Source organism: Streptomyces sp. ADMS, assembly GCF_033441795.1.
In the GTDB taxonomy this organism is placed as follows: domain Bacteria; phylum Actinomycetota; class Actinomycetes; order Streptomycetales; family Streptomycetaceae; genus Streptomyces.
In genome coordinates, this window is record NZ_JAVFVX010000117.1 from 1 (window position 1) to 22,373 (window position 22,373).

The following is a 22,373-nucleotide window of genomic DNA, read 5'->3' on the forward strand; positions in this document are numbered from 1 at the left end:
CAGTTCCGCGCCCCAGCCCCACTGGAAGACCGCGATGACGGAACCGAGTGCCGCCAGCACCGACAGGAGGAAGCCGAGAGCCGCCTTGACCGGCACGAGGATCGACCGGAAGACCAGCAGGAGCAGCACGATGGCCAGACCCACGACCACGATCAGATACGGGACCAGCGCGTCCTGCATCTTCTGGGCGATGTCGATGTTCGCGGCCGTGGTGCCGGTGACGCTGAACTCCGCGTCCGTACCGGCCACCGTCGCCGGCCGTTCGGACCGGATCGTCTTCACGAGGTCCTGCGTCTTCGTGCTGGTCGGCGCGTCGGCCGGGACGGCGGAGAAGACCGCCGTGTCGCCGGCGGGGTTGAAGCGGGCCTGGGAGACCGACACGACCCCCTTGGTGGCGGCGATCTTCTCGGAGATCGTCGCCACCGCGCCCTTGGCGTCGGCAGCTCCCCCGGCGTCCACGACGATCGTCAGGGGGCCGTTGAAGCCGGGGCCGAAGGCCTTCGCGAGGTCGTCGTAGGCGCGGCGCTCGGTGGTGGAGGTCGGCTTGGCCTCGTCGCCGGACGTACCCAGCTGGAGGTCCATCACGGGTATCGCGAGGGCGCCGAGGCCGATCACGGAGGCGATCAGCACCGGGATCGGGCGGCGCAGTACGAGCCGGGCCCAGCGGGTGCCGCCGTTGTGCTCACCGGCCTCCTTGATCTGCCCCGTCCTGCGGGCGGAGCGCGAGAGGAGGGCGTTCGGCCAGAAGCCCACCAGGGCCGGGACCAGTGTCAGCGCGACGAGCACACCGACACCGACCGCGCCGGCGGCGGCGAGCCCCATCTTCGTCAGCATCGGCACACCGACCACCATGAGGCCGGCCAGCGCGATGACGACGGTGAGACCGGCGAAGACGACCGCCGAACCGGCGGTACCGGACGCGAGGGCGGCGGCCTCCTGCGGGCTGTGCCCCTTGCCGCGCTCCTCCCGGTACCGGGAGACGATGAACACCGCGTAGTCGATACCGCAGGCCAGGCCCAGCATGCTGGCGAGCGTCCCGGTGGTCGACGACAGACCGAGCGCGCTGCTCAGCGCCAGGATCGAGGCCATGCTGACGCCCACCCCGATGACCGCGGTCAGCAGCGGCAGTCCGGCGGCGGCCAGTGAACCGAAGGTCACCAGCAGGACGAGGGCCGCGATGGCGATACCGATCGCCTCGGCCGCACCGCCCGCGGACGGCGTCGTCGCCAGCGCCGTACCGCCCACCTCGACGGTCAGCCCCGAGCCCTGTGCCTCCTTGATGGCGTCCCTGAGGTGGTTCTTGGTGGCGTCGGTGAGATCGTCGGGCTTCGCCTTGTAGTTGACGGTGGCGTACGCCGTCGAGGCGTCCTTGCTCACCGCCCGGGCCTGGAAGGGGTCCGCGGCGGACGCGACCTGTGAACCGTCGGCCACCGCGCCCACGAACTTCTCGATGACCGCCCGGTTCTCGGTGGCGGTGACCTTCTCGCCGCCGGGGGCGACGAACACCACCCGGGCGTTCGCGCCGTGCGCGTCGGAGCCGGGGAACCGCTGGTCCATCAGGTCGAACGCCTTCTGGGACTCGATCCCCGGCATCGAGTTGTCCGCGTCGGGAGCGGCGGGCGCGGTCGCGGCACCGGCACCGACGGCGGCGAGCACCGCCACCCACATCAGGGCGACGTACCAGCGCCGTCGGAAGGCCAGTCGGCCCAGCTTGTACAGGAAGGTGGCCACGAGGGGGAGGTCTCCACATCATCGGATCTCGGGTACCTGACAAGGCTCCCGGGGCCGACCCCCTCCCGTCGTCGTGCACCTGCCGACAATCGCGGGTACGAAGAACGCAGTACACGCGGGTGCGCCGGTCATCCGCGCGCACGACGGGCGGTACCCCTCGGGTAGGGGTACCGCCCGCGACGATCAGGATGCCTGCGACGTGATCAGGCCACGTAGGACGCCTGCTCCGCCGTGCTCACCACCGTGTTGCCCGCCGCCTGCGTGAGCAGCCCCGCCGACACCCACGACGTCACCGTCGACCGCACCCGCGTGACCAGCGCCGCCTTGTTCGCGAAGGGCGCCCCGGCCCAGATCTCGTCGAGCAGCGTGGTGCCGTCGGACTTCGCCGGATTGGCGACCCCGGAGTCGATCGTCCCGAACACCACCGTCGGTTCGGCGCGCCGGACATAGGCGTGCGTCGGGTCCTCGGTCCCCTCGGAGAAGGGCGCGAACCCGGTGCCGTTCAGCGTGTAGTGCAGCGGCTTGCCGCTCACCGGAGTGAGGGAGGGCAGCAGGTCGCCCGAGAGTGCCGCGTTCCGGTACAGCCCGAAGGACAGATAGCCGGTGCTCGCACTGCGCGCGACCAGGTTCACCGGCCCGTAGAAGAGGGTCTGGAGTGACGGGTCGTCGAGCGCCTTCTCGACCCGCAGCCGGAACGGCACACTGATCCGTACGACATCCCCGCTCTGCCAGGTCCGGGACACCGCGAAGTAGCTCCCGGCGACCGGAGTCCCGTTCACCGCCTGCCCGTTGACGGTCACCCCGAACCCGGCCGTCGCCCAGACCGGCACCCGCAGCCGCAGTGCGAAGGTCGCGCTGCCGCCCCCGAACGTGAGCGTGGTGCCCTGCTCCTGTGGATACCCGGTGGTCTGGGTGACGGTGACGCCCTTCTCGGCCCAGGTCAGGGTGGAGGCGCTGTACAGGTTGACGTACAGGGAGCCGCCGTCGGCCGACTTGAAGTACACCGAGTCCTGGTACTTCGTGGCGCTCTCCATACCGGTGCCCTCGCAGCAGGTCGTCCCCTGCTTGGGCGTGTAGTCACGGACATGACCGGGCGTCAGGCCGATGAAGTACGTGACGAGGGGCTTCTCCGCGTCGGCCTTGTCCTGCTTCGAGCCGAGGACCTGGTTGTACAGGCCTCGCTCGTAGTAGTCCATGTACTTCGGGTCCTGCTCGTGGAAGAACAGCATCCGGCTCAGCTTGAGCAGGTTGTAAGCGCAGCAGGTCTCGGCGCTGGTGTCGCTGATCGTGCCCGCGACGATTCCGCGGGCCTTCCAGAACTCGGCCGTGCTGGTACCGCCGATGCCGAACATCCGGTGGGGGACGACCATCCCCCAGAAGTTCTTCGCGGCAGTGAGGTAGCGGGTTTCGCCCGTGGCGTCGTACAGCCGGACCAGGCCGGTGAAGATCGGGATGTGCTGGTTGGCGTGCAGTCCGTCGAGCGTGTCGGTGTCCGCCGCGCACGCGTCGATGAGCTTGTCGAGGTCGAACAGCTTGGCCAGCGCGAGGTGGTCGGCCTTGCCGGTGATCGAGTACAGGTCGACGATCGTCTCGACGATGCCGCCGAACTCGCCGCTGGAGAAGATGCCCCACATCCGCTGAAGGGTGGCCTGGGGCAGCTTGGAGAGCCGGGAGTACATCCAGTCGCACATGCCGGACGCGAGGTCGAGCGCCCGGGCGTCGTCCGTGGCGAGGTACGCGTCCAGCAGGCCCTTGAGGATCTTGTGCGCGGTGTAGTAGGGAGCCCACACCCTGGTGTAGTCCGGGCTGGTCCTCGACTCCAGGTCGATGAACTGCGTCTCCGGGTACGCGGCGAGGAACCCGGCGTGGCTCGGCCCGCCCCAGGTGCGGCGCAGGGTGGCGGTCAGCCCGCGTCCGGAGGCGTCGGCGAACGTACCGCCGCTGGTGACGAAGAAGTAGTACGACGCGAGGTCGCCGAGCCCCGCGGAGGAGAGTTTGGCCTCCTTGGTCTGCAGCGAGGTGATCTCGGCCGCGGTCAGCGCCCGTGACCAGACGTTGAACTCGTCGAAGGCGCCCGCGAACACCGGGTCGGAGGAGTAGTTCGAGCGGCCCAGCCAGTTGTTCGTCAGGGTGCCCAGTACCGAAGGGCTGAGGGTCATCGAGGTGTTCTGGGCGACGGCGGTGCCGTTGACGTAGAGAGTCCCCGTGCTGCCGGAGATGGTCACCGCCAGGTGGCTCCACTGGTTCAGCGGCAGCGCGGCGGTGCCGTTGAGGGCCTGCTCCCCGCCCGGTCCGCTGGTGGTGATGGCGAAGCGCGGTACTCCGCTCCCGTTGCGGCCGGCCAGGTACATGTAACGGCTGGTGTCGTTGCCGAAGTCGAATACCCGCTGCCAGTTGGCGTCGTGGGTGGGCTTCACCCAGACCGACAGGGTGATCGCCGAGGCACCGCCGAGTACGGCGGCCGGCAGGTCGATGTACTGGTACGAGCCCCGGACGTTCTCGTGCGCGCCGCCCCACTTCCCGGTGACGCCGAGCATGCGCGGGTCGCTGCGCAGGGCGGCGCGTACGTCGGTGAGTGCGCCGACCATGGTCCGGATCTTGTCGGCGTACGCCTGGTCGCCGGTGCTCGCGTACGCCTGCGACAGCATGGTCAGGAAGTGGCCGGTGTAGTGGCCGCGGAGATTGCCGTTGGCCTCGCCGTCCAGGCCCTCCCAGCCGCCCGGGGCGACCGCGCCGCCGGTGGAGAGGCCCGCGTTGGCACGGAACACCTGGAGCAGGCGGTTCACGTCGTAGCCGCGCCCGTGGTCCAGCATCAGCTGGCGCTTGCTCGCGAAGACGCCCTGGCCGAGTGAGACGTCCTTGAGTTCGAAGGGGCGGAGCGTCCAGGCGGACGGCGCGGGCAGGGCCGCCGCCGCGGCCCTGCCGGAGGCGGCGTGGGCGAACGCGGGCGCGGCGGCGGCCAGTATCGCGCTCTGGAGCAGGAACCGTCTGGAGAGGTGGCGGGTCATGCGTTCCTCGTCTCTGCGGGGATACGGGGAGTTTGCGGTGAGCGGGGGTGGGGTGGCGGGGCGGGCTACTCGGCGTAGTAGGTCGCGTCCTGCTTGTCGACAGAGGTGCTGATCGGCTGGAGCTGGAGCAGGCTGTTGTAGTGCCGGATGTAACGGCCCGGGAAGTTGTACGACTCGAAGGACACCCCGGCCGAGTCGGCGAGGCCCGCCCGCCGGGTGAAGGAGGCGTCGGCCAGGAAGGTGGCGGTGCCGTCGTTCTTCTCCACCCACAGCTCGTAGTTCTTGTGCCGGAGGTAGTAGCCGGGGAAGTTCGCCGACTCCAGGGAGACGGTCCCGGAGCCGCTCAGCCCGGTGACGACCCGGAACTGCGAGTCGGCGAGGTTGCTGACGTTCGCCTCGATCCTCGCCCGGTACTCCCAGTGCCGGATGTACCGGTCCGGGTAGTTGAACGACGAGAAGCGGACCGGGGTGACCCCGTCGGAGACCGGGATGCCGAAGTTCGGGGTGCCGTCGGCGTTCCAGTACAGCTTCTGGTAACGGGTGCGGCGGTTGGGGTCGTTGAGCGGGTCGCCGCTGATGTCCTTGTAGTTCCGGTCGTGGTAGACGAGGACGTCGGACTTGCCGTCCTCCGACACCGTGAAGGTGTTGTGGCCCGGCCCGTACTGCCCGGTCGAGGCGTTGCTGGCGAACACCGGCTGCGAACTCTTCGTCCAGGACGCCGGGTTGAGCAGATCTGCGGAGGCGGACGCGGTCAGCAGGCCCAGGCAGTAGTTGGCGTCGGTGGCGCTCGCCGAGAAGCTCATGAAGACCTTGCCGTTCCGCTGGATGACGGCCGGCCCCTCGTTGACCCGGTGGCCGATGGTCTCCCACGCGTAGCTCGGCGAGGAGATCATCACCGGAGTGCCGCTGATCGTCCAGGGGTTGGCCAGCTTGGCGAGGTAGAGGTTGGTGCCGGTGCCGACGGCCGGGTCGTTCTGCGCCCAGCTCAGATAGCGGGTGCCGTTCACCACGAAGGTGGTCGCGTCGAGCGAGAAGGTGTCCAGCGGCAGTGCGATACGGCCCTTCTCGGTCCAGGCCCCGGTGATCGGGTTGGCGGCCGAGCTCTCCAGGACGTACGGGCGGATCTTCCAGATGTCGTTCGCGGCGCCGGCCGCGAAGTACACGTACCACTTGTCGTCGATGAAGTGGATCTCCGGAGCCCAGATGTGGGCGCCCATCTCGCCGCTGGTGTGCTTGGTCCAGATGGTCGTCTCGGCGGCGGTCGCGAGCCCCTGGAGCGTGGTGGCCCGGCGCATCACGATCTTGTCGTACGCGGGAACCGTGGCGGTGAAGTAGTAGTAGCCGTCGGTGTGCTTGTGGATGTGCGGGTCGGCGCGCTGCTCGGCGACCGGGTTGGTGAAGGTGACGGCGGGGGAGGCCGGGACGGCGGCGAACGCCGGGGTGCCGACGACGGCGGGCACGGTCACGGCGACGACCAGGGCCGTGCAGGCCTTGAGGAGCGTACGTCTGCTGGTCGAGCTGCTGCGGGTGCGGTCCACGGCGAGTCTCCTTCAGCGGCCTGTTCCTGGCCGCATTGTTCGATATATAGAACGGTGTACGGAGGTTCGACCGAAAGATAGGTAGGGGGCGTGAGTGAGTCAATGTTTCCGACAGGTTGAATTCGGTTGACCGCTTACGCCCCCCTGAAGATCGCCTGGAAGCGGGCGCCGATGTCCGTTCCCGCGCGCGGGACCAGGAAGTTCGGGGCGGCGAGCAGCGAACCGTCCGTGCGACGCGCACCCGTGATGGCTGCCGGATCGGTACTCAGGGCCGACGCGGTGTTCCAAGCGCAGCCAAGGTTCGAGGAGTTGCCGGTGGAGACGGTGGCGCACCCGAGGGTGACGGCCCGTCCGTCGGCGACCGACAGGTTGGCGGAGGTGCGCGAGCGTGCCCGGCGCCGGGTCGTCGCCATTGGCCGCCACGACGAGCGTCGTCGCACTCGCCTCCCGGCGGTGCCTGCGAGCATCCCCACTGTCATCAACGCCGTGCCCGGTACCGCCGTGCCCGTCCGGATCGCTGCGTTGCGCATGTACGGCCCCCGCCTCTGTCTCGGCTCTGTCGCAGAGGAGTGGCCGCCGGCGCGTCGGAGGTTGCCGGGTCTGACTAGGGTCAGGGAGTGTGACGCAGAACAGCAGCAGACCGCTCGCCGTGTTCGACCTCGACAACACGCTCGCCGACACCGCGCACCGCCAGCGGTTCCTGGAGCGCGCACCGCGTGACTGGCAGGCGTTCTTCGCCGCGGCGCCGCACGACCCACCGCTCCCCGAGGGCGTGGCGCTGGCCCTGGACAGCGCGCGGGAGTGCGAGGTCGTCTATCTCACCGGCCGGCCCGAGCGCTGCCGCCGGGACACGGTCGCCTGGCTCGCCGCGCAGGGACTGCCCGAGGGCCGCGTCTGGATGCGGCGCAACGACGACCGCAGGCCCGCCCGCAGCACCAAGCTGGAGACACTGCGCCGTCTCGCCCGGGACCACGAGATCCGCGTCCTGGTGGACGACGACGAACTCGTCTGCCAGGACGCGGAACGCGCGGGCTTCAGCGTCGTACGGGCCCGCTGGACGGCCGAGTCCGGCGCACTGAAGGAGGCACAGGAGGGTGAGGGCCGGACCTGAGCGGAGGGCCGGGCCCGAGTAAGTGGTCCACGGCGGTCACTCGCCGTCCTCCAGCCGGAAACCGACCTTCAGGCCGACCTGGTAGTGCTCGATCTGCCCGTCCACGATCTGGCCCCTGACCTGCGTGATCTCGAACCAGTCCAGGTTGCGCAGGGTCTGCGAGGCCCGGGTGATGCCGTTGCGGATGGCCTGGTCGACGCCCTCGTGCGAGGTACCGACGATCTCGGTGACCCGGTACGTGTGGTTGGTCATGCGGGTACTCCTCTTCGCCGTGCTGGGTGTTGCTGGCGGCATTCCACGTTCCACCGTGCCCCATGTGACGGTGGTCCGCGAGGTGTCGCTAGTGGGCGACGCTCAGCGACAGGGCGAAACGGCCCTGGCGGTCCGTCCACCACCGGGTCGGCTCCAGCCCGGCGCCGGCCAGTTCGGCGCCCACACCCTCCTTCCTGAACTTCGCCGACACCTCCGTACGCATCTCCTCGCCCACCGCGAAGTCCACGGTGAGGCCGAGCGCGGGGATCTTCACGGTCTGCTCGGCGAGCGAGCGCAACCGCATCTCGATCCACTCGTTTCCCGAGTCCCACAAAGCCACGTGATCGAACGCGTCGGGATCGAAGTCGGCGCCGAGTTCGCGGTTGACGACGGTCAGCACGTTCTTGTTGAACGCGGCCGTCACACCCGCCGTGTCGTCGTACGCCGGGACCAGCACCGACTCGTCCTTGACCAGATCCGTGCCAAGCAGCAGCGCGTCGCCGGGCGACAGCAGGGAGCGGACCGAGGACAGGAACGTGGCCCGCTCGGCGGGCAGCAGGTTGCCGATCGTGCCGCCGAGAAACGCCACCAGCCGGGGCCCGGGCGTGCCCGGCAGGGCCAGGCCGCCGGTGAAGTCGGCGATCAGGGCGTGCACGCCGAGCCCGGGCCGCTCGGCGATCAGCGCCTCGCCCGCCTGCCGCAGCGCGCTCTCACTGACGTCGACCGGGACATAGGTGTCCAGCTCCGGCAGTGCGTCCAGCAGGTGCCGTGTCTTCTCCGACGAGCCGGAACCAAGCTCGACCAGCGTGCGCGCACCGGTCGCGGCGGCGATCTCCCCGGCCCGGGCGAGAAGGATCTCGCGCTCGGCCCGGGTCGGGTAGTACTCGGGCAACTCGGTTATCTTGTCGAAGAGTTCGCTGCCGTGAGTGTCGTAGAACCACTTCGGCGGGAGTGTCTTGGGGGTGCGGGTGAGCCCGTGGAGAACGTCGGCGCGCAGGGCGGCCTCCGTGGCGTCCTCGGGCAGGGTGCGGGTGACCAGGAACGGACTCACGTACGAAGCTCCTCGGGTGGTACGGATGCCAGGTCGTCGCTCATGTCCTGGAGCGGGGTGAGCCGAATCTCGGTGCGGCTCGCGATGAGGAGGGTGCGGTCGGGTACCTCCTGCCAGCGGGGATCGTCGTCGTACGGTTCGGACGCCACCACCGTGCGGGGACCGGGCCCGGTCAGGTGGAAGAGGGTGTCGCCCCAGGTGGTCGCCGCGATCGTCGTGCCGTCGGTCAGCAGCAGGTTGAGGCGGGAGCCGGGGGCGGCCGCGTCGACCTCCAGGACCGTGCGGGCCAGCGCCCGCCCGACGTCGTCACCGGCGTGCAGCCGGTGCAGCACCAGCGCCCACAGGAGCGCCGAGTCGGAGCGCGCCTCCATCGACAGCAACTCCTCGCCGGGCAGGGCCTGTACGAGGGGCGCGAGGGACCCCGGCCAGCCGGCGACCGCCCCGTTGTGCCCGAACAGCCAGGCACCGGCGGCGAACGGCGCCGCCGCGGCCTCCCCGTCGGCGCCCGCCAGCGTCGCGTCCCGCACGGCGGCGAGCAGCGCGGTGGTCCGCACGACCCGGGCGAGGTCGGCGAAGGACTGGTCCGCCCAGACGGGCCCGGCACGCCGGTAACGGGCGGGCACCGGATCGCCCTCCGCGTACCAACCGACCCCGAAACCATCGGCGTTGACCGTCCCGTAGCGCTGGCGCCGGGGCGCCCACGACTGCTGGTACAGCCCGTGCGGCGGCTCCACCACCACACTCCCGATCGCCTCAGGGGGCCCCAGAAAAGCCAGTTGACGACACATCAGACGGCCTCCGGGGTGCGGGCGGTGCGGAACCCGGAGAAGATCTGCCGCCGGATCGGATAGTCCCAGTTGCGGAACGTCCCCCGGCAGGCCACCGCGTCCACGGCGAACGAGCCACCACGCAGCACCTTGTGCTCGGGCCCGAAGAACACCTCCGAGTACTCCTTGTAGGGGAACGCGCCGAACCCCGGGTACGGCAGGAAGTCGCTGGCCGTCCACTCCCACACGTCACCGATCAACTGCCGTACCCCGAGCGGCGATTCCCCGGCCGGATAGCTCCCGGCGGGCGCCGGACGCAGATGCCGCTGACCGAGGTTGGCGTGCTCGGGTGCCGGGTCGGCGTCGCCCCACGGGTAACGCGTCGAGCGGCCGGTCGCCGGGTCGTACCGCGCGGCCTTCTCCCACTCCGCCTCGGAGGGCAGCCGGCGCCCGGCCCAGCGGGCGTACGCGTCCGCCTCGTACCAGCAGACGTGCACGACCGGCTCGTCGGGCGGCACCACCTCGGTGACCCCGAACCGCCGCCGCAGCCACTGCCCGCCGTCCCGGAACCAGAACAGCGGCGCGTGCAGCGAGTACCCGCGGACGTGCGCCCAGCCGTCCGGGGTCCACCAGCGGGGGTCGTCGTAACCCCCGTCGTCGATGAACGCCCGGTAGGCGGCGTTCGTCACCGGAGTCGTGTCGATGAAGAACGACGCCACCTCGCGCCGGTGCGCGGGCCGTTCGTTGTCCAGGGACCACGGCTCGGTCGAGGTACCCATGGTGAACGGTCCACCGGGGACCAGGACTTCGGCCGGACCGGTGAACGGGGGAGCGGGCTCGGGGTCAGGCGCGCGGAGAACCGCCGGCCCCCTCCGCAGCTGATGGGTGATCAGCATCGTCTCGTCGTGCTGCTGTTCGTGCTGGGCGATCATCCCGAAAACGAACCCGGCCTCGGTCAGTCGGGCACCCGTGCCCTCGAACGCGGCGCTCTCCAGCACGTCCAGCGCCCGACCGCGCACCTCCGCCGCGTACTTACGGGCCTCGGCGGGTGGCAGCAGCGGCAGTGAGGGCCGTTCGGAGCGCGGGTGCTCGAAGGCGTCGTACAGGCCGTCGATCTCGGGCCGCATCGCCTCCCGCCCGGCGACCGCGCGCAGCAGCCACATCTCCTCCTGGTTGCCGATGTGCGCGAGGTCCCACACCAGTGGGGACATCAACGGTGAGTGCTGGGCGGTGAGTTCGGGATCGTCCACGGAGGTGAGGAGCGCTGTCCGCTCCCGCGCGGTGATGAGCGCGGCGAGGGCGCGCTCCCGGAGCGACTCCGGGTCCAGGGCAGGGTCGGTCATGTGCGGAGGTCCTTCCCGTACGAAGCCCCGTGCGCGCGCCGGTCCGTGCCGCGCAGGCTGTCGAGCAGGTCGTCGGCGGGGCAACGGCCCTGGATGACATAGCGGTCGGTGTACGTGGCGACGGCGTCGACGACCTCCTGGCTCGCGCCGAGCCGGGGCAGGGCCTCCAGGGCGGCCGAGAAGCAGACGAGGGCCACCTCGTGCAGCTCCGGGTCGGTCAGGCCGTAGCGGGCCGCGTCGGCCCACAGCGGATTGTGCGGGGCGGGCCCCGGCTGGGCGCGCTCGGCGAGCGGCTTGACCGCGCGGTAGGCCCGCTCGGCGGCCTCGGGGTCGTCGAAGAGCGCGGCCGTGACGGCGAGCGGGACGATCCAGCCGTCGTCGCCGGGCTGTGCGTCGATCATCCGCAGTTCGAGATGGCCGCGCGGCCGGACCGGCGGGAAGAGCGTCGTCAGGTGGTAGTCGAGATCCTCCTGCGTCGGCGGCCGGGGCACCCCCGAACGGATCCACTCCCGGAACGTCAGCCCGTCCTCCGGCACGTCCCACGGCCCGCCGTCCCGGCGGACGCACATCACCGGGGCGTCGAGCACATGCCGGGCCCACGCCTGCCGCGGGTCGACGTCCAGCGGTGGTGCCCCTGCCCGTCCGGCGCCGATCTCCATCCACAGCATCTGCCGGGTGGAACGCCAGCTGGTGGGGCTGCGCCGGGCGAGCGGGGAGTTGGCGAAGGCGGCCACCAGGACCGCGCCGAGCTGGTGGGCGAGCCACCAGCGCCGTCCGTGCCCGAGGGGGCCCGGCTCCTCGTGACCCGCGTCGAGGCACACCTGCACGGAGGCCGAGGTGCACATCATGGCGCGGCCGGCCGGACCCGTGCGGTCGAGGCAGCGTTCCATGGCGTCGTAGCGCGGCTCGCGCAGGAAGCGGCGGGGCGGGTGCCAGGGATCCTGGCCGATGCCGACGAGACCGAGATTGTCCTTGCGCAGTACCGCCCGGACGGCGTCCAGGTCGGCGGAGACGGACCCGACGCACTCCATCAGGGAAACGGCGGGAGCGGAGCTGAGCTCCAGCTGACCGCCCGGTTCGACGGTGAGCGCCGACCTGAGAGGCAGGGTCCGCAGGGAAGCGTAGGCCGCTTCGAGCCGTGCGGGTGTCACGGGGAGCTGCGGCTGCCGCAGCTCGTGGACGAGCCATTCCACCTCGACACCGAGGGTGCGGGGCGGTCCGGTCTTGAAGCAGATTCCCCGGACGAGGGCTTCGACCTCGGCCTCGGAGAGAGCGGTGCGGCGTTTCGTACAGCCGCTCGCCGAAGAGGCAGCAGTCGCATCGGACATGTCGGGATCCTCCTGAGATTCCACCATGCCGCCGGCCCGGCTTGGGGTGGGCCGGACAGGCAACTCTCGTCCCACCCAAACCCCTCGCGCCGAATCGCACAAGGGTGCACATGGGCACTTTCAGGACGATGGATCTCCGTTTCCGTGGTGTTTCCGGGCCGTTCGCCGGCCCGGGAAACTCTGTTGCACCGCCCGACCAGCATCGCCCACGATGCCTGCATGAGCACGGCGGGGGAGCGAGTACCAGGCACGGTCATGGCGCACACGGGGGTGGCGCCATGAGCGCCCGCCTGCGCGATCTCGCCCGTGGTACGGAGGAGATCGTCGCGGCCGGTTCCGATCGCGCGTCCGACGGACGCGAGGTGCGAATCGCCGCGGCGATCGAGGCCGCCCGCGCGGGCACCCGCCTGTACGGCCCGGGCCCGCTGGAGGTCCCCCCGGCTGCCGCACCGCTGGACACGTCCTTCGAGGTCACCGCCGAGAGCAGCCTGGAGGCCGCGCGCCGTCTCCCCGGCCCGGTGGCGGTCCTGAACTTCTCCTCGGCACGCAACCCGGGCGGTGGCTACCTGAACGGCGCCCAGGCCCAGGAAGAGGCCCTGTGCCGAGCCTCGGCGCTGTACACCTGCCTGACGGGGGTGCGTGAGTTCTACTACCACCACCGCACCCACCGCGACCCGTTCTACACGGGCCGCGTCATCCACTCACCGGGGGTCCCGGTCTTCCGCGACGACCGGGGCCGCCTCCTGGACGCCCCGTACACGGCGGGCTTCCTGACGTCGGCGGCCCCGAACGCGGGGGTCGTACGACGAACGGCGCCCGAGCGGGCGCCGGACATCCCCCAGGCCCTGACATCACGGGCGGAACGTGTCCTGGAAACGGCGGCGGCAGAGGGCTACCGCCGCCTGGTACTGGGCGCGTGGGGTTGCGGGGTCTTCCGGAACGACCCGGCGACGGTGGCGGCCACGTTCAGAGACCTGCTGGTGGGCGGGCGCTTCGAGGGCAGATTCGAGAAGGTCGTGTTCGCGGTGCTGGACCGCACGAAGAACACGGCAACGCGGGCAGCCTTCGAACGTGCCTTCGCCGAAACAAGCGCCCCCTAGTAGGGCTTTGTTAGGTATCCCTGACCGAACACCCGGGGTACCTAACAAAGCCCTACTAGGACGCGGCTCTCAGGGGTGCGGGGAACCGCGCGACCAGCCCCCACACACCCGCACGCGCCACCCCTCACTTCCAGCCGTACTGCTCCCGCAACCGCAGCACAACGGAGTTGAACCGCATCCGGTCCAGCGCACATGCCTCCCGCCGCATCCCGTCCTCGAACAGCCGCAGCACCCGATCCACGTCGACCCACGAGTCCCGTCCGGTACGGTCCCAGGGCCCGCTCCCGATCGGCACCCACTCCCGATCCCCGTCATGCCGCTTACTGGACAACTGCACGGCGAGAAACGTCCCCCCGGCCTCGCGGGCGACAACCAGCACCGGCCGGTCCTTCCCCCGCCCGTCGTTCTCCTCGAACGGGACCCAGGTCCACACGATCTCACCGGGATCGGGATCTCCGTCGTGGGCGGGCGAGTACTCCGTACGCACCCGCCCCACATCGCGAGGATCGGCCTCGGTGGTGGCGGAGGGGCCATGGCGGCCCGGAACATCGGCATCGGTGAAGGCAGTCACGGGGCACACATTAGAGCGTCTCTGGAACTCCTGAGGATCCTGGGCCGTCGCGTGGCCCCGAGGGGGAAGCGGTGACGAGCGCGGACGAGTCCGGGCCGGTCCTTGGGAAGAGCCCGTGTGCGGTGTCACTGGCGGTGACGCGGTGCCGGCGTCTGGACCGTGCCCGGGGATCGCTGCCCCGCCGGACGCCGAACCGACACCGCAGGTAAAGCACGATGCCCGTGGCGGGGACCGCCGTATTTCAGGTACGCGGCGTGTATGTCAGGCAGAACGAGAGGCAGTCCATATGGCTGCGCCCGAGCCGGAATCGGCTTGCCGCGGCTTCACCAAGCCGATCGCCGCGCAGTTGGAGATCCTGCGCACCGCACCTCACCTCACCGCATCACCCCTCCTCCTTCTCCACCTTTTCCACCGCCACCTTCTGCACGCCGGGCGCCGCCGCCCCATCGAGCGCCGAAGTCCCGTTGGCCGTGTGCCCGTTCTGGTTCATGGACGCGAGCAACTGCCGCGCCAGCCCCAGCCCCGCGCCGCCCATGGTGAGCGCCTTGGCGAGCATCTCCGCCATACCGTCCGCACCGTTGAGCACCACCATGTTGTCCACGCTGCCGAACGCGGACGCACCGGCCTTCACGATCTCCGGCCAGTTCTCGGCGAGTTGCTGGGCGACCACGGCCTCCTGGTTCTCCGCGAGCGCGGCGGCCCGTGCCTTGATGGCCTCCGCCTCCGCGAGCCCCTTCGCCCGTGTCGCCTCGGCGGCGGCGAGCCCCTTGGCCTGGGACGCCGCGGCCTCGGCCTCACCGGTGGCCTTGGTCGCCGTGGCGGCGGCCGCACCCCGCGCCTCGGTCGCCTCGGCCTCGGCGTTCGCGGCCGTCTTGATCCGGTTCGCCTCGGCCTCGGCCGCGAGCTCGGTCTCCTTGGCCTTGGCCTGCGCCGCCGAGATACGCGCGTCTCGCTCGGCCTCGGCCCGCGCCCGTGTCTCGTAGGCCTGCGCGTCCGCCGGCTTGCGGACGTCCGCCTGGAGCTGCTGCTCGCGGCGGAGGGCGTCGAGCTCGGCGATGCGCGTCTCCTGGACGACGACGTCCTGCCGGGCGGCCGCGTCGGCGAGCGGTCCTGCCTGCCGGGCCTTCGCCGCCGCCTTGTCGCGCTCCGCCTGGTACCCGGCCTGCAGGATCTCGCTGTCCCGGGTGGCCTCCGACATCAGCGCCGCGGCCTTCTGTTCGGCCTCGGTGGCGAGCCGGTTGGCCTCGGCCTGCGCGATCCGGGCGTCCCGCTGAACGGCGGCGGCGTGCGGCATGGCGAGGTTCTTGATGTACCCGGTCGGGTCCTCGATCTCGTGGATCTGGAGGGAGTCGACGATCAGCCCGAGCTTCTCCATCTCCGTGCCGCACGCGGACCGGGTCTGCCCGGTCAGCTTCTCCCGGTCGCGGATCATCTCCTCGACGGTCAACCCGCCGACGATGGACCGCAGATGACCGGCGAACACGTTGTGCACCCGCTCCGACATCATCTTCTGCTGGTCGAGGAAGCGGCGGCCCGCGTTCGCGATCGACACGAAGTCGTCGCCCACCTTGAAGATGACCACGCCCCGCACTCTGAGCGGAATGCCCTGGGTGGTCACGCAGTCGACGTGCAGTTCGGTCTCGTTGAGGTCGAGCGAGATCTTGCGCACCGCCTGTACCCCGGGCAGCACGAGCGTGCCGCGCCCCGTGACGATCCGGAACCCCATGCCTTCCTCAAGGCCTTCGGTCCTGTGCTTGGAACCGGAGATGATGAGTGCCTCGTTGGGTTCGGCGACCCGCCACATCATCTTGAACACACCGATGAGAACGAGGACCGCTCCTACCGCGACCCCCGCAACGACGCCGATGAACATCGGCATACGCCCCCTTGGACTGGTGCCCCTTCGGCACCGGACGAACGCAAGGGTGCTCCTGCGCGGGGCCGGGGTACAGAAGCTGACGAATCCTTGTTGCAGGTTTGACGCATACGGGATCATTCGCAGACGAACGTGGCCGGCCCGCGCATCCGGCCGGACTCAACTGTCGTACGCGGCCGTGACGTAGACCGTTCGTGGCGGCAGGTACTCCACGACCATCACCACCGTCCCCCGCTCGATACGGTCCTGCGCGACGGCGGGATACGCCAGGAAGTGCTCGGCGCCACCGCGCACCCGGACGATCACCTCACCGACCAGTCCCGGTCCGATCGTGCCCGTCACCCGCCCCGTCAAGCCGACCATCGCCGCGTCGTCCATGGTCACAGCGTACGGGCCGAAGCCTCCTTATGCCGCTGTCGAGTCGGAGACCGGTTCGTACGGCGGCCAGCGCTCGTGCCAGCGCAGGTCGGCCTCCAACTGCGCGGCCAGGGAGACGAGCAGCGGCTCGCTGTTCGCCGGGCCGAGCAACTGGGCGCCCACCGGCAGCCCTTCACCCACGAACCCCGCCGGGACGTTCACTCCGGGCCAGCCCAGCACGTTCCACGGCCAGGCGTACGGGCAGGCGGCGATCATCGCGCGGTCGGTCGCCAGACCGTTCAGCCGCAGCAACGCGCCGATGCGCGGCGGGGGAGCGGCCGTCGTCGGCGCGAGGACGACGTCGTACGAGGAGAAGAGGGCGCCGATCCGCCGGTGCAGGGCGGCCTCCGCGCGCCGGGCCAGGCGCAGCGGGGGCCCGCCGAGCAGCCGGCCCAGCCGGGCGGTGTCCCGGGTGCGCCGGTCGAGGAGCGCGGGGTACGGGGCCTCGCGGACCCGCTCGGCGATGCCGGCGGTGGCGCGTGGGACGAAGGTGAGCCCGATCTGCCCGTACGCCGGGTCGGCCTCCTCGACCGTGTGGCCCAACGAGGCGAGTTTCTCTGCGAGTTGGACGATCCGGGCCCGTACGTCGGGCTGGAGCCGGGCGGGCAGCGCGGTGAACGGCGGCTTGAGCGAGAGCGCGACGCGCAGCCGACCGGGGTCGCGGCCGGCCGCGTCGGACGCGCTGATGGCCGGCGGCTGGTGGAGGTCCCGTACGTGGTTGCCGCTCGCCGCGTCCAGAAGGAGGGCCGCGTCCGCGACCGTACGGGCCAGGGTGCCGTTGACCGTGATGCCCTGGAAGGACTCGGGGCGTGGCCAGGTCGAGACGCGCCCGCGTTGCGGCTTGATGCCGATCAGATGGGTCCAGGAGGCCGGGATGCGCACCGAGCCGGCGCCGTCGGAGCCGAGGGCTGCGGGGACCAGGCCCGCGGCGACGGCGGCGGCCGAACCGCCGGACGAGCCGCCCGGGGTGTGGTCGGGGTGCCAGGGATTGCGGGTCGCGCCGAAGGACGGCCCCTCGGTGAAGGGCCATTGGCCGAACTCGCAGGTGTTGGTCTTGCCGATGACGATCACGCCGGCCGCGCGCAGGCGCCGTACGGCCTCCCCGTCCTCGGTGACCGGCGGGAACTCGCCCGCGCAGCCGAACGCGGTCGGCTCGCCCGCCACGTCGGTGTCGTCCTTCACGGCCACCGGTACGCCCAGCAGCGGGCGGCGTCCTCCTGCCGCCAACTCCCGGTCGGCGGCGTCGGCTTCGGCGAGCGCCGCCTCGGCCCGCACGATCCGAAAGGCGTTGAGGGTGCCCTGTGTCGCCCCGATCCGGGCGAGGGCCTGTTCGACGAGCGCCCGCGAGGTCACCTCGCCGTCGGCCAGCGCGCGGGCACACTCCACGAGCCCGGCGGCACGCTCGGCAGTCATACGGACACCTCCGTCGCACACCGTCGCGCCGCGCCGGCGTGTTCCCCATAGCGATTTCACAGCTTCCTGCCGCACGGTAACGGCTGGCGGGGCGGTGCGGTACGAGATGTCGAATGTGCTGCGACCGGGCGAAGGCTCACAGGTCCGGAGCGTGTCCCAAGTATTGACGTGTGCACGACTCGGACTTACGGTCTGACCGATTTACCGAACTGCGTTCGCAATGTCGAACATGGAGAGCCGTCGGTTGGATCATCAAGGAGCCGCACGTGACCAGTCCCCGCCCCACGCCCTCCCGCCGCAGCCTCCTGCGCGCGCTGGCCGCCCTTCCCGTTTCGGCGCTCGTCCTGGGTGAGATGCCCGGTCTGCTCGGCACCGCCGCGGCGGCGGCCCCGCCCAGCGGCTCCGCCACGCGCTACACCATCGTGCCGTTCCTCAACAGCACCGACGGCACGGTGAACGTCTACCAGTCCGACGACGCCACCGACTTCCGGCTCGTACAGTCCTCGGCCTACACCCCGCCCAGCAACCGCATCCGCGACGCGAGCATCTTCAAGCACACCAACGGCTACTACTACATCACCTACACCACGCACACCTGGCAGGACACCAGCACCACCATCGGCTTCGCCCGCAGCACGGACCGCGTCAACTGGACCTTCCTGTACGACTACACGGTCCCGATCACCGGTCTGTCCCGCGCGTGGGCGCCCGAGTGGTTCGTCGACAGCGACGGCGGCGTGAACATCATCGTGTCCTGCTCGGTCACCAGCGACGAGTGGATCTTCACCCCGTACCTGCTCAGGGCGACCAACACCGCGCTCACGGCGTGGAGTTCACCGGTGGCACTGTCGGGCATCGGAGCGAACCACATCGACACGGTCATCGTGAAGATCGGCTCGACCTATCACGCGTTCCCGAAGAACGAGACGACGAAGTACATCGAGTACGCCACCGCCACCAGCCTCGCCGGCCCCTACACCATCTCGAAGACCGGCAACTGGGCCGGCTGGGGCAGCTACCGCGAGGGCCCGTCCGTGATCCAGCTCGACAACGGCGCCTGGCGGATCTTCTTCGACGGATACGGCGACGGGAACTACTACTACAGCGACAGCTACGACACGTTCGCCACCTGGACCGCCCCCAAGGCGCTGCCCGGGATCTCCGGCACGGCACGTCATTTCACCGTCGTCAAGGAGACGGTCAGTGGCGGCCCGAGCCTGTCGCAGGGCGTCACGCGTTCCTTCCGGTCGGCCAACTACTCGACGCGGTACTGGCAGGTGCAGTCCTCCCTGCTCAATCTCCCCGTGGTGAGCAGCTCCAGCACCACCGCGCTGAAGCAGGCGTCCACCTTCACGGTCGTCGCGGGACTCGCCGACGGCAACGGCTACTCGTTCCGCGACAGCTCCGGCAACTACCTCCGCCACAACAACTACCGGGCCCGCTTCGACGCCAACGACGGCACGTCCACCTTCGCGAAGGACGCCACGTTCATCGCCCGGACGGGCACTGCGTCGGGGTCGGTGCGCTTCGAGTCGTACAACTACCCGGGCTACTTCCTGCGCCATTACAACTACCAGCTGCGCGTGGACGTGACGGACGGCACGGACACCTTCCGCCAGGACAGCTCCTTCGTCCCGGTGACGGCCTGGGCGTAGCCACCGTTCCGCTACGAACGCCCCAAATGCCGCATGGTCAGGGCGAGTTGCAGCCTGAGCCGGCCCTGCGGGGTACGGACGGGCCACCCGAGCAGCGCCTCGGCGTGGCCCAACCGGTCCTGGAGCGTGGAGTGATGGACACTGACCTCGACGGCGGCAGCCCGCAGGCTCGCCGTCGAGGCCACGGCGTGCAACGTCGTCAGCATCCAGGGGGCGTCAGCGACGGCCGCCTCCAGCGCCTGGACATCGGGCGGCGGATCGACCCCCGGCACGACGAGCTCGGCGAGCAGCCCGATGCCGCCGAGCTCATCGGCGTACACGACCCGGGGTCCGGGGGCGTGCGGAGTGCCCTCGGCGGTGAAACGGAGGGCGGTCCGGGCGGCGGCCCAGGAGCCCGGCAGTTCGAGCACGGGCACGGCGGGGCCGACGCCGACCCGGCCGGCCGGGAGGGCGGCCGGCCGCGCACGGCCCGGTTCGTCCGGGGCGGAGGCGGAAGCGGTGAGGACACGGGGCGGGCCGTCGAGCGGGGCGACCGCGTGGGCCGGCGCTGCCGGGTCCAGGCCCAGCCGCCGGGCCGCGTGCAACCGTACCTGCTCGGAGGCGGTGGCGTCGAGGAGGGTCTCCACGAGCGCCGGGTCGTCGGCCGGGGCCGTCGGCGCGCGGCCTCGGGTGCGGTCGAGGACGAGACGGATGGCGGCCGCCGCCCGTTCCAGGATCACCGCGTCGACGACGCTGGGCGCCCCCGCCCGCTCCAGCCACAGCGCCGGGGCACCGTCCGGCGACAGCGGGGCGGACGGCCAGGCGGAGTCCGGCGGCCGGTCGTTGTCCCGGCGGCGCCCGTCGGTCTCGACCCGCAGATGCACCCGCCGCCCGGCATCGGCGAGCCGCGCCGGACACCCGGCCAGCACGGCGACCCCGCGCACCAGCGCCTCAAGACCGGCCCGGTGCTCGGCCAGCCGATCGAAGTAGGCGATGACCCGGACGGCGGCGCCGGCATCCGGATCCAGTGCGGTCAGCCGCCCCGCCAGCTCTTTCATGGCCCCATGGTGCGCCATGGGACCGGGTTTCATGCAGTCCGCTCCGCGGATTGTGCGGTCCTTCACCTGCGGGCCCGGCGGGGGTCTTCGGCTGCGGGCCCGGTGGGGGCCCCGCGCCCCCTGCCCCGCGCCCCTGAGGAGCGGCGGGCGGCTCGGTCGCACTCCGCGGCCGAGCCGCATGTGTCGACACGCCCCCGTGCTCCCCGGGGGCGCTGAGCACCCGCCCTGCTATTCCGCGAGCAGCCTGCGCAGCCACTCCAGCTGGGCCGCCTGGCAGGCCTGGGACAGGACCGCCTGGGGGGCGAAGCCGTCGAAGCCGTGGAAGCCGCCCGGCCAGACGTGCAGCTCGGCGGCTCCGCCGGCCTGCCACAGGCGGGTGGCGTAGGCGACGACCTCGTCGCGGAACGTCTCCGCGGAGCCGACGTCGAGGAAGGCCGGGGGCAGTCCGGACAGGTCCTCCGCGCGGGCCGGGGCGGCGTACGGGGACACGTCCGGGTCGCCGCGCCGCTCGCCGAGCAACGCGGTCCACCCCGTGTCGTTGGCCGTGCGGTCCCACACGCCGAGGCCCGCCATCTGGTGCGCGGACGGGGTGTCGTTGCGGTCGTCGAGCATCGGGCACATCAGCAGCTGCCCGAGGGGCCGCGGACCCTTGCGGTCCCTGAGGAGCAGCGCCAGTGCGGCCGACAGGCCACCGCCCGCACTGGCGCCCGCGATGACGATCCGCTCGGGATCGGCGCCGATCTCCCCGGCGTGTCCGGCGGTCCACAGCAGCCCGGCGTACACGTCGTCGATGGGCGCCGGGTGCGGGTGCTCCGGCGCCAGCCGGTACTCCACGGACACCACGACCGCACCCAGCTCCCTGGCCCAGCGCAGCGGGGCGTCCACACCGACGCGGTTGTTGCCGAGCACCATGCCGCCGCCGTGGACGTGGTAGATCACGGGCAGCGGACCGTCTGTCGCCGGAGCGACCGGCCGGCAGATCAGCAGCGATATGTCGGGAGCGTTCTCGGGGCCCGGCACGACCCGGTCCTCGACCTCGAAGGCCCCGCCCAGCGTCAGGTCCATGTCCGCCAGCATCTTGATACCGGGGCCGTTTCGCGTGGCCTCGATCTCGTCCATCGTCAGTCCGGGCGGCAGCGTGTCCTTGATCATTTCCAGGACGGCGGCGAGTTCCGGGTCGAACGGGGGTGGCGTAAGCGTCATTGCCTCTGCTCCTCATGCTGTGTGCGGCGGGTACGAGGATGATCCGCGCATCCCCGGAGATCCGGCACACCGCCGTCCGGCGGGACTTGCCCGCCGTCCGGCGGGTGGCCCGGCCGGGCCCGCCCCCGCGGAAACGGCATCCATACCCGTGACCTCGGGATTTCGCCAGGTACTGAACATTTGTTCACTGGATGGGGGTGGAAGTGATCACTGGCGATGACAACGCTGCCGGTGTCCATCCTTCCTCTGGAGTACCTGTGAACGTCTCATTCGCCGCCTGGACGCTGACTGTCGTCGCCCTGTGCGTCCTCGTCGCCGTCGACTTCCTCATCGGCCGCAAGCCGCACGACGTGTCCCTCAAGGAGGCCGGCACCTGGACCGTGGTGTGGGTCGTCCTCGCCTGTCTGTTCGGACTCGGGCTGCTGTTCTACGGCGGAGCCAAGCCCACCGGTGAGTTCTTCGCCGGGTACGTCACGGAGAAGTCGCTGAGCGTCGACAACCTCTTCGTCTTCGTCCTGATCATGGGCAGGTTCGCGGTGCCCTCGCAGTACCAGCAGCGCGTGCTGATGGTCGGTGTCCTGGTCGCCCTCGTGCTGCGGGCCGGGTTCATCGCGGCGGGCGCGGCGATCATCTCCACGTTCTCGTGGGTGTTCTACATCTTCGGCGCCTTCCTCATCTGGACCGCCTGGAAACTGGTCCAGGACGCCAGGAAGGGCTCGCACGAGGAGGAGTACGAGGAGAACAAGCTGCTGAAGTCGGCCGAGCGGAAGTTCGGTGTCGCGGACCGGTACCACGGTACGAAGCTGTTCGTCGTGCAGAACGGCAAGCGGATCATGACGCCGATGCTGGTCGTCATGCTCGCGATCGGCTCCACGGACGTCCTGTTCGCCCTTGACTCCATCCCCGCCATCTACGGGCTGACCCAGGACCCGTACATCGTCTTCACCGCCAACGCCTTCGCCCTGATGGGTC

General features: G+C 70.8%; 19 protein-coding genes. 4 read left to right on the plus strand and 15 right to left on the minus strand.

What is annotated here, in order from left to right; genetic code table 11:
• The 4 genes from RB628_RS33485 to RB628_RS33500 all read right to left on the minus strand — a co-directional run.
• Window positions 1–1,731: MMPL family transporter (locus tag RB628_RS33485; protein ID WP_318324385.1), on the minus strand; the 1,731-nt coding region annotated here is incomplete at its 3' end.
• A 203-nt stretch (window positions 1,732–1,934) separates the two neighbouring features.
• Window positions 1,935–4,739, minus strand: coding sequence for a beta-L-arabinofuranosidase domain-containing protein (locus RB628_RS33490; RefSeq protein WP_318324386.1), 2,805 nt, complete (start codon window positions 4,737–4,739; stop codon window positions 1,935–1,937).
• Window positions 4,740–4,804: 65 nt separating this feature from the next.
• Complete coding sequence (locus RB628_RS33495) at window positions 4,805–6,217, minus strand: family 43 glycosylhydrolase (protein ID WP_318324403.1); 1,413 nt, start codon at window positions 6,215–6,217, stop codon at window positions 4,805–4,807.
• A 194-nt stretch (window positions 6,218–6,411) separates the two neighbouring features.
• Entirely contained in the window at window positions 6,412–6,690 is a 279-nt protein-coding gene (locus RB628_RS33500) for a hypothetical protein (protein ID WP_318324387.1), read from the minus strand.
• A 206-nt stretch (window positions 6,691–6,896) separates the two neighbouring features.
• Here RB628_RS33500 and RB628_RS33505 point away from each other — a divergent pair, with 206 nt between their 5' ends.
• The gene (locus RB628_RS33505; protein ID WP_318324388.1) at window positions 6,897–7,388 is read left to right on the plus strand and encodes an HAD family acid phosphatase; all 492 of its coding nucleotides are present in this window, start codon (window positions 6,897–6,899) and stop codon (window positions 7,386–7,388) included.
• A gap of 36 nt (window positions 7,389–7,424) precedes the next feature.
• Here RB628_RS33505 and RB628_RS33510 read toward each other — a convergent pair whose 3' ends face one another.
• The 5 genes from RB628_RS33510 to egtA all read right to left on the minus strand — a co-directional run bounded on the left by RB628_RS33510 (window position 7,425) and on the right by egtA (window position 12,129).
• Window positions 7,425–7,640: a dodecin gene (locus RB628_RS33510; RefSeq protein ID WP_318324389.1), complete on the minus strand. Its 216-nt coding sequence runs from the start codon at window positions 7,638–7,640 to the stop codon at window positions 7,425–7,427.
• Window positions 7,641–7,728: 88 nt separating this feature from the next.
• The gene (egtD, locus tag RB628_RS33515; protein ID WP_318324390.1) at window positions 7,729–8,691 is read right to left on the minus strand and encodes an L-histidine N(alpha)-methyltransferase; all 963 of its coding nucleotides are present in this window, start codon (window positions 8,689–8,691) and stop codon (window positions 7,729–7,731) included.
• A complete protein-coding gene (gene egtC, locus RB628_RS33520; RefSeq protein WP_318324391.1) occupies window positions 8,688–9,479 on the minus strand; it encodes an ergothioneine biosynthesis protein EgtC in 792 nt (263 codons plus the stop codon). Before egtC ends, egtD begins: the two co-directional genes overlap by 4 nt.
• The gene (gene egtB / locus RB628_RS33525) at window positions 9,479–10,801 is read right to left on the minus strand and encodes an ergothioneine biosynthesis protein EgtB (RefSeq protein WP_318324392.1); all 1,323 of its coding nucleotides are present in this window, start codon (window positions 10,799–10,801) and stop codon (window positions 9,479–9,481) included. The genes egtC and egtB overlap by 1 nt, the downstream gene beginning before the upstream one ends.
• Window positions 10,798–12,129 carry an ergothioneine biosynthesis glutamate--cysteine ligase EgtA gene (gene egtA, locus RB628_RS33530; RefSeq protein WP_318324393.1) on the minus strand — a complete coding sequence of 444 codons (1,332 nt, stop codon included), beginning with the start codon at window positions 12,127–12,129 and terminating at the stop codon, window positions 10,798–10,800. Before egtA ends, egtB begins: the two co-directional genes overlap by 4 nt.
• Window positions 12,130–12,407: 278 nt before the next feature.
• On the opposite strand from egtA, the gene RB628_RS33535 reads away from it, so the two are divergent.
• Entirely contained in the window at window positions 12,408–13,229 is an 822-nt protein-coding gene (locus RB628_RS33535) for a TIGR02452 family protein (protein ID WP_318324394.1), read from the plus strand.
• Between the two features lie 124 nt (window positions 13,230–13,353).
• Here the strand turns inward: RB628_RS33535 and RB628_RS33540 are convergent, their stop codons facing one another.
• The 4 genes from RB628_RS33540 to RB628_RS33555 all read right to left on the minus strand — a co-directional run bounded on the left by RB628_RS33540 (window position 13,354) and on the right by RB628_RS33555 (window position 17,506).
• Entirely contained in the window at window positions 13,354–13,800 is a 447-nt protein-coding gene (locus RB628_RS33540; RefSeq protein WP_318324395.1) for a type II toxin-antitoxin system PemK/MazF family toxin, read from the minus strand.
• Window positions 13,801–14,182: 382 nt separating this feature from the next.
• The gene (locus RB628_RS33545; protein WP_318324396.1) at window positions 14,183–15,679 is read right to left on the minus strand and encodes an SPFH domain-containing protein; all 1,497 of its coding nucleotides are present in this window, start codon (window positions 15,677–15,679) and stop codon (window positions 14,183–14,185) included.
• Window positions 15,680–15,835: 156 nt separating this feature from the next.
• On the minus strand, window positions 15,836–16,060 hold the full coding sequence (locus RB628_RS33550) for a hypothetical protein (protein WP_318324397.1): 225 nt from the start codon (window positions 16,058–16,060) through the stop codon (window positions 15,836–15,838).
• Between the two features lie 21 nt (window positions 16,061–16,081).
• Complete coding sequence (locus RB628_RS33555) at window positions 16,082–17,506, minus strand: amidase (RefSeq protein WP_318324398.1); 1,425 nt, start codon at window positions 17,504–17,506, stop codon at window positions 16,082–16,084.
• Between the two features lie 266 nt (window positions 17,507–17,772).
• Here RB628_RS33555 and RB628_RS33560 point away from each other — a divergent pair, with 266 nt between their 5' ends.
• Window positions 17,773–19,161 carry a glycoside hydrolase family 43 protein gene (locus RB628_RS33560; RefSeq protein ID WP_318324399.1) on the plus strand — a complete coding sequence of 463 codons (1,389 nt, stop codon included), beginning with the start codon at window positions 17,773–17,775 and terminating at the stop codon, window positions 19,159–19,161.
• Between the two features lie 11 nt (window positions 19,162–19,172).
• On the opposite strand, the gene RB628_RS33565 is transcribed toward RB628_RS33560, so the two are convergent.
• Window positions 19,173–20,198, minus strand: coding sequence for a helix-turn-helix domain-containing protein (locus RB628_RS33565; protein ID WP_318324400.1), 1,026 nt, complete (start codon window positions 20,196–20,198; stop codon window positions 19,173–19,175).
• Between the two features lie 228 nt (window positions 20,199–20,426).
• Window positions 20,427–21,401 carry an alpha/beta hydrolase gene (locus RB628_RS33570; protein ID WP_318324401.1) on the minus strand — a complete coding sequence of 325 codons (975 nt, stop codon included), beginning with the start codon at window positions 21,399–21,401 and terminating at the stop codon, window positions 20,427–20,429.
• Between the two features lie 257 nt (window positions 21,402–21,658).
• Between RB628_RS33570 and RB628_RS33575 the strand changes: the two genes are divergently transcribed.
• Window positions 21,659–22,373: TerC/Alx family metal homeostasis membrane protein (locus tag RB628_RS33575; protein WP_318324402.1), on the plus strand; the 715-nt coding region annotated here is incomplete at its 3' end.

What these genes read in the sequence shown, in the direction of transcription:
- RB628_RS33490 (WP_318324386.1), bottom strand. Translation starts at nt 4,739, where the DNA reads ATGACCCGCCACCTCTCCAGACGGTTCCTGCTCCAGAGCGCGATACTG.
- RB628_RS33500 (WP_318324387.1), bottom strand. Translation starts at nt 6,690, where the DNA reads ATGGCGACGACCCGGCGCCGGGCACGCTCGCGCACCTCCGCCAACCTG.
- RB628_RS33510 (WP_318324389.1), bottom strand. Translation starts at nt 7,640, where the DNA reads ATGACCAACCACACGTACCGGGTCACCGAGATCGTCGGTACCTCGCAC.
- egtC (WP_318324391.1), bottom strand. Translation starts at nt 9,479, where the DNA reads ATGTGTCGTCAACTGGCTTTTCTGGGGCCCCCTGAGGCGATCGGGAGT.
- egtB (WP_318324392.1), bottom strand. Translation starts at nt 10,801, where the DNA reads ATGACCGACCCTGCCCTGGACCCGGAGTCGCTCCGGGAGCGCGCCCTC.
- egtA (WP_318324393.1), bottom strand. Translation starts at nt 12,129, where the DNA reads ATGTCCGATGCGACTGCTGCCTCTTCGGCGAGCGGCTGTACGAAACGC.
- RB628_RS33535 (WP_318324394.1), top strand. Translation starts at nt 12,408, where the DNA reads ATGAGCGCCCGCCTGCGCGATCTCGCCCGTGGTACGGAGGAGATCGTC.
- RB628_RS33545 (WP_318324396.1), bottom strand. Translation starts at nt 15,679, where the DNA reads ATGCCGATGTTCATCGGCGTCGTTGCGGGGGTCGCGGTAGGAGCGGTC.
- RB628_RS33555 (WP_318324398.1), bottom strand. Translation starts at nt 17,506, where the DNA reads ATGACTGCCGAGCGTGCCGCCGGGCTCGTGGAGTGTGCCCGCGCGCTG.
- RB628_RS33565 (WP_318324400.1), bottom strand. Translation starts at nt 20,198, where the DNA reads ATGAAAGAGCTGGCGGGGCGGCTGACCGCACTGGATCCGGATGCCGGC.
- RB628_RS33570 (WP_318324401.1), bottom strand. Translation starts at nt 21,401, where the DNA reads ATGACGCTTACGCCACCCCCGTTCGACCCGGAACTCGCCGCCGTCCTG.